The sequence below is a fragment of the Flavobacterium aurantiibacter genome (genome assembly GCF_002251775.1).
GTDB lineage: Bacteria > Bacteroidota > Bacteroidia > Flavobacteriales > Flavobacteriaceae > Flavobacterium > Flavobacterium aurantiibacter.
Map to the genome: position 1 here is coordinate 43,414 of NZ_NOXX01000198.1, position 6,392 is coordinate 49,805.

6 protein-coding genes are annotated in these 6,392 nt (G+C 42.0%); 5 read left to right on the forward strand and 1 reads right to left on the reverse strand.

From position 1 onward, the window contains the following. The first annotated feature begins 19 nt into the window (after positions 1–19). A complete protein-coding gene (locus CHX27_RS08940; protein ID WP_094486430.1) occupies positions 20–1,075 on the forward strand; it encodes a sensor histidine kinase in 1,056 nt (351 codons plus the stop codon). Here the strand turns inward: CHX27_RS08940 and CHX27_RS08945 are convergent. Beyond that, positions 1,049–2,104 carry a glycosyltransferase gene (locus tag CHX27_RS08945; RefSeq protein ID WP_094486431.1) on the reverse strand — a complete coding sequence of 352 codons (1,056 nt, stop codon included), beginning with the start codon at positions 2,102–2,104 and terminating at the stop codon, positions 1,049–1,051. The genes CHX27_RS08940 and CHX27_RS08945 overlap by 27 nt on opposite strands. A gap of 77 nt (positions 2,105–2,181) precedes the next feature. Here CHX27_RS08945 and trmB point away from each other — a divergent pair, with 77 nt between their 5' ends. From trmB to CHX27_RS08965, 4 genes are all read left to right on the forward strand, one after another. Beyond that, entirely contained in the window at positions 2,182–2,853 is a 672-nt protein-coding gene (gene trmB, locus CHX27_RS08950) for a tRNA (guanosine(46)-N7)-methyltransferase TrmB (protein WP_094486434.1), read from the forward strand. Positions 2,854–2,897: 44 nt separating this feature from the next. Next, positions 2,898–3,551, forward strand: coding sequence for a LysE family transporter (locus tag CHX27_RS08955; RefSeq protein WP_243388980.1), 654 nt, complete (start codon positions 2,898–2,900; stop codon positions 3,549–3,551). Continuing rightward, entirely contained in the window at positions 3,548–3,883 is a 336-nt protein-coding gene (locus CHX27_RS08960) for an MGMT family protein (protein WP_094486432.1), read from the forward strand. Before CHX27_RS08955 ends, CHX27_RS08960 begins: the two co-directional genes overlap by 4 nt. A gap of 232 nt (positions 3,884–4,115) precedes the next feature. Beyond that, the gene (locus CHX27_RS08965; protein ID WP_094486433.1) at positions 4,116–6,377 is read left to right on the forward strand and encodes a TonB-dependent receptor domain-containing protein; all 2,262 of its coding nucleotides are present in this window, start codon (positions 4,116–4,118) and stop codon (positions 6,375–6,377) included. The last annotated feature ends 15 nt before the right edge of the window (positions 6,378–6,392 follow it).

Here is a 6,392-nt window from a genome sequence, read left to right on the forward strand (position 1 = left end):
GCAACTCTTTTAATACAGCATGAATCTTACTTTCAAGAAAACGTATCGCTTTGCAGGTAAGTCGTCCTTGTACATCACCTTATTTGCAACCGGTTTTGTAGGTTTTCTCAGTTGGTTTTTTTTCCTTCCAAAAGCGCTGCCGTTTCTGTGGTTTTTGCTATTGTTTGCACTCGCCGTTTATACGTTTTCGTTTTTTGTTATTCAATACCGCGTTGAAGTCTTTATCTATAGAAGAGTAAAAAAAATCTACGACGACGTGTCGTTTCTCGAGTCGAGTTCTTTTCGAAACCAACCCATCACTACCGATATGGCTACGCTTACGCGCGAAGTGAAGAAATTTGCCATGGACAAAAAGATGGAAATCGAAACTTTGAAAGTCCGCGAAGAATACCGACGCGAATTTCTCGGAAACGTTTCCCACGAACTAAAAACGCCGCTGTTCACTGTACAAGGGTATTTACTCACGCTACTCGACGGCGCTATGAACGATAAAAACATCCGCAAAAAATACCTCGAACGCGCCGAAAAAGGGGTCGAACGACTCATTTTTATCGTGCAAGATTTAGATATGATTTCGAAGTTGGAGTCGGGCGATTTAAACCTCAATCTCAGTAAGTTCAATATTGTCGAGTTAGTGCAAAACGTGTTTGATCTGTTGGAAATGAAAGCTGAAGAAAAGAATATTCTTTTGTCTTTCGACAGAAAATATCTGCGTCCGATTCGTGTTTTTGGCGATCAAGAGAAAATTCAACAAGTTCTCGTAAACCTAATTGTGAATTCCATCAAATACGGAAAAGTCAACGGTTCGACCGAAGTAGGCATTGAAAGCCTAACCGACAATAAAATTATTGTTCGCATCAAGGATGATGGTGAGGGCATTGAACCGCAGTACATTCCGCGTTTATTCGAACGATTTTTCCGCGTAGATAAAAGCGGGGCACGTGCCGAAGGCGGTTCGGGTCTGGGCTTGTCGATTGTAAAACACATCATCGAAGCACACGACGAGAAAATTTACATTGAAAGCGAATTCGGAAAAGGTTCCGAGTTCTCATTTACTATCGAAAAGGCGGAATAATTTTTTCCAATTTACGTCGCCATCAACCTTCGGAAACCCAGCGTATAACTTTATTTCGTTGAGCTGTTTAAGCTCGAAGCGTTCCTGTTTTTCCATCGGCGCCATTCCCAAACGTTTGCATCTCTTTGCCAAATACTCCTGCTCAAATTGCCCAGGCGTTGGAATTAAAAATGCCGAAAGTTCAAGCTTCGCCAAATCCATCAGCGAAGTATAACCCGAACGGCAAATCAATAATTTACATTGCTGATACGCAAATTCGAGCTGTTCCGAAGTCATAAAATTATAGGTTGTCACATTTCCGGCAATCTGTGTTTTTTGCTCGGCTTCAATAATGCCACGTACGAGTAAAACCGAACCGTTGAAATCCGGAAGCTGCTTTTCCAAATGTTCTTGAAGTAAGCTGCGCTGCGGTTCCGGACCCGAAAGCACTATGCCTAAATCGTAGATTTTTTCAGTATCCACTTTTTCAAATCGACTCAAAACGCCAATATGTTTTACGCGCAGCGAACGGTCGTTGCTTTTGCCGAGTTTCCCCGAAAGGTTTTGCCCGTGTTGAAAATCGGGAACCCAGCATTCCGTAAATTTTCTAATCGCATTTTTATGTAAGGCCGTGCTCAACCACGAGGTGTTACCGCTTAAAACATTCAGTTGATGCGTGATGAAAACCGACGGAATTTTTTTACTGTATACTCCTAATCGATTGTCGGAAATAATCCCCGAAACCTCATTTTCTTTCAGAAAAGCTTTAATGATTTTCTTCTCCGTTAAAATAGCGTCGATCATCGCGGGTAAATTCGCTAGCATTTTCCATTTGAAATTTCTTCCTTCTTTGGCGTATTCAATGTTGTAGGAAGGGAGTTCCAGCTTTTGCAAGTCGGGAAATTCTTTGGTCAGTAGTTCCAAAGCCATGCCGTCGGAGGCAATGATTGGTTCGTAATCGAGCGCTTGCAAAGCTTTAATTATCGGGATGCAGCGCGTGGCATGTCCTAATCCCCAGTTTAACGGTGCAACAATTACGGTATTTGGCATCTTTATTTTTGTGCAAAGGTAGGTTTGCTTTGATAACTTTGCATTTCTTTAATCTTATCAAAACTTTAAGCAAAAGCGTGGGAAGCAAAAATAAACAGAAGCGATTTCAAGAGAACGAAACATTTAATAATGTACTACAGCCAAAAAGAGAAGAAGTAGTTGCAGGAAATTTTCCTTTGAAAGGAAAATGGAGTAGAGATTTCTTCGGAAACGACAATCCGATTGTAGTGGAATTAGGTTGCGGAAAAGGTGAATACACGATTGGTTTGGCCAAACGAAATCCGGAAGTGAATTACATTGGAATAGATGTGAAAGGAGCACGGTTTTGGCGTGGTGCTAAAACGGCAATCGAAAACAACCTTCCGAATGTAGCTTTCGTTCGAACACACATCGAATTAATTGATCAGATTTTTGCTGAAGCCGAAATCGCCGAAATATGGATTACTTTTCCAGATCCTCAAATAAAATACAAGCGAACCAAACACCGCATGACTAACAGCGATTTCCTCGAAAAATACCGCAAAGTGCTCGTGAAAGACGGTTTTGTAAACCTAAAAACCGACTCTGAGTTTATGCACGGATATACCTTGGGTTTGCTCCATGGTCTCGGCTTACCAGTACACTACGCCAACCACAATATCTATAAAAACGAAGGTGCTCCGGCAGAGGTTACTGAAATTCAGACGTTTTACGAGCAACAATATTTGGAAATTAACAAAGCAATTACGTATCTTCGGTTTAGCTTGTAACCCATTAATAACCAATAATTTTGTACGCCGCACTCCCTCTCTTATTGCCGGCATTTGTAGCACAACAAATAGTCTTACCCATTACTTTCGGTTTTGCAGCGGCAGTTATTGGTATCATTCCACCCGGACTCATAAACATGACCGCAGCGCGTATTGCCCTCGATGAAGGAAGAGTACGTGCAGTTATGTTTGCGCTTGGAGCTACACTCACAGTGATTTTCCAAACGGTAATTGCATTGATTTTTGCACGCTTTATCGATGCACATCCCGAAGTTGTCATCCTGTTGCGCGAAATCGGGTTGGCTATTTTTATTCTGCTAACCATCTATTTTTTTAGTCGTGGAACGCACAAACCAAAATCGGCTAAAGAGGTGAAAGTGCGTTCAAAAAAAGGCCGATTCTTTTTTGGTATGTTGCTTTCGGCCATCAATTTCTTTCCGATACCGTTCTACGTAATTGTTAGCGTTAGCTTGTCGTCTTTTGGGTATTTTGACTTTGAAAACTCCGAGATTGGAAATTTTGTTACCGGAGCAGCGGTTGGTTCTTTTATGGCTTTCTATTGCTACATCAGTTTGTTTTCGAAGTTGGAAAGCAAAACAGCAGTAATTCTTAAAAACATGAATTACATCATTGGCTCGGTAACAGGTTTGGTTTCCATCTTTACCATCATAAATATATTGGAATATTATTTCGGATGAGTCAAGACGATCCTTTTTTCGAACGTGTGTATGCAGTTGTACGTCAAATTCCCGAAGGTCGGGTAAGTACGTACGGCGCTATCGCCAAATGTTTAGGATCGGCCAAGTCGGCTCGTGTTGTCGGTTACGCCATGAACGCCGCGCACAATCTGCCCAACGTTCCTGCCCATCGCGTCGTAAATCGCATTGGTTTACTCACCGGGAAACATCATTTTCCAGGATCCAATCTCATGCAACAATTGCTTGAAAACGAAGGAATTCGCGTCGTAGATAATCAAGTACAAAATTTCGAAAGTGTCTTTTGGCAACCACCCATGCCCTCAGAATTTTAAAAAGGGCACATGTTTTCGCCTACGCAGATCTGATTTAGCTCGTAGGTTTTAAAATTCAGCGATCTATTCTTCAAATCAATCTTCAGATATTCAAAAAATAGCTTAGGCTGCTGCAGTAGCCTACTTTGCGCAAAATTCGCTATCGAGGAAATTTCCTAAAAAAATCTCAAAATAGCTGTAACATTTTCTAAAGCGCAGCGTCTATTCCACATCATCAATCAAATCAATCCTCATGAAATCACTCGTACTAGGGCTATTTTTGCTCGTTTCGGCCAGTGTGTTTTCACAGAAAACGCCGGTTAAAATTACGGTTAACGCACCGCTTTCTAACCGCTCTTGTGAAAAAGACGAAGAACTTCGAACCGTAACGCTCGCGCGAGCCGACGGTTCTTCGCCCATTATTTTTAATGTGCTCGGCTGTAAAATCGAACGCGAACTAAATCTCGAACCAGGCAACTACGTAATCGACGTTACTGCACTCGACAGTCCCATTCAGTCGCAAAAATTTGCTGTCAAAGCCGGCGAAACTACCATCGCTTTGCCCGACTTGAAACTCGAAACAAAAACACAGCAACTCGCCGAAGTTACCATCACCGCTAAACAAAAGAAGTTCATTAAAATCGATCCCGATAAAACAACCGTCAACGTAAAAGACAACGGCATGCTCAATTCTGGTAATGCCATGGACGCGGTTCGACGTATTCCCGGTGTGGTGAAATCGCCCGGCGGCGGACTCACACTTAACGGACGCGGCGTGCAAATTTACATCGACGGAGCGCCAAGCACCTTAACGGGCCAGGATTTAGAAAACTACCTTAACAGTTTGCCAGCGGGCGCTATCGAAAAAATCGAACTTATTTACAACCCGGGCGCTGCATTCGACGCAAATGCAAGCGGATCTATCATCAATATCGTTACCGCTTCACGCAAAATGAAAGGCGTTAACGCAAGCTTTAACATCAATTACAACTTCAACGAGTATCAAAAACCCAGCCCGCAAATCCTACTTAATGGAAAAGTTAAAGAAGTAAGCTGGCAAACCATGTTCGGTGTAAACTACATCGAAAGCGAAAACCAAAATAACAGCACGCAAACCTTCACCACTTTAACGCCACCGGTTACGCTCGATCAGAAAAACTTTACGCAAACCATTAACCGAAATCTGTATTGGAGAACCGGTCTGAATTACCGCATAAACGATAAATCAAACTTGCTGTTCAATTACAACATGTCGGCCTCTAAAGACGACAACAACACAACCAATACAGCTACAGGCAACGGAATCGACTTCCTAAACAACGGCTTTACTAAGGAAAAAACCAATTTCCACGAAGCCAGTACGCAGTACAAACTCAAACTCGACACCATCGGAAGTACCGTCGATGTTATCGCCTACGGAAATTATTTCGGAAGAACACCCATGAACAAGTCGGTTTCTCAAGAAGACGGCGCGCGTACCTTTAACAACAGCGATCTTAACTTCGATCTATACAACTATTATCTTAAGTACGATTTCAACCTTCCTATTACCAAACTAAAACTCAATTTCGCAACCGGAGGTAAATTCAATCACCTAAAGGTTACAAACTTCGGACGCTACAATTTTGAAAGCACCAACGAAGACATTTTTGATAACGGAACTTTCACCGATGCGATCGATTTCGACTACCTCGAAACCAACCTCGCTTTCTACGCCCAAGTCACCAAAAGCATCAAGAAATTCTCATTTACAGCAGGTATTCGTTTCGAAGATTTTAACGTAACCCGAAACGCTTCAACCGTTGCCAACGAAATTAAGTTTACCAACACCAACTTGTTTCCGAGTATTTCCCTGAACTACCGCTTTACCGATCAGCTAAACCTCAACTCGTCGTACAACCGAAAAGTGAACCAGCCCGGATATACCAACATCGATCCAAACAACAACTCGCTCTTTAACCGTTACAACGCCAGCGAAGGAAACTTGCTGCTCGCACCTGTGTTTTTCGACAACTACAGCGCTACATTCTCGGCTTTCAACTACATTCAATTAGGTGTAAACTACAGCGTTTCGAAAGACGCCAATCAGTTTGTAATTGCTGCCGAACCCGGCGAACTCGTTGCCAACAGAACGTTCGTGCAAATCGATCGCTTTAAAACCTTCTCTTCCTATCTAAATTTCCCCATCCCACTTGATTATATCTTTAAAGGTAAAAACGAGTTCAATACCCGAATGGCAAATCCGGATAAAATGAACTACATCTACGCCAATATCGCGTATCAGAAAACTACAACCGACGGATTTTCAACAGGTTTTAAAAACGACGGAGTATTTACGTACGGCGGTCAAGCGCAAATTCAATTGCCGTATGATATCGTTTCAACGCTTAATTATTTCTATGTTCCAACAGGAATTTGGGAAATTTATAAAGTTACAGAACCAATTCAACAGTTCGATATTTCACTCAACCGCGATTTTATGAACAAAAGGTTTAGTACACGACAAAAAACATAATTGATTAAAAATCAA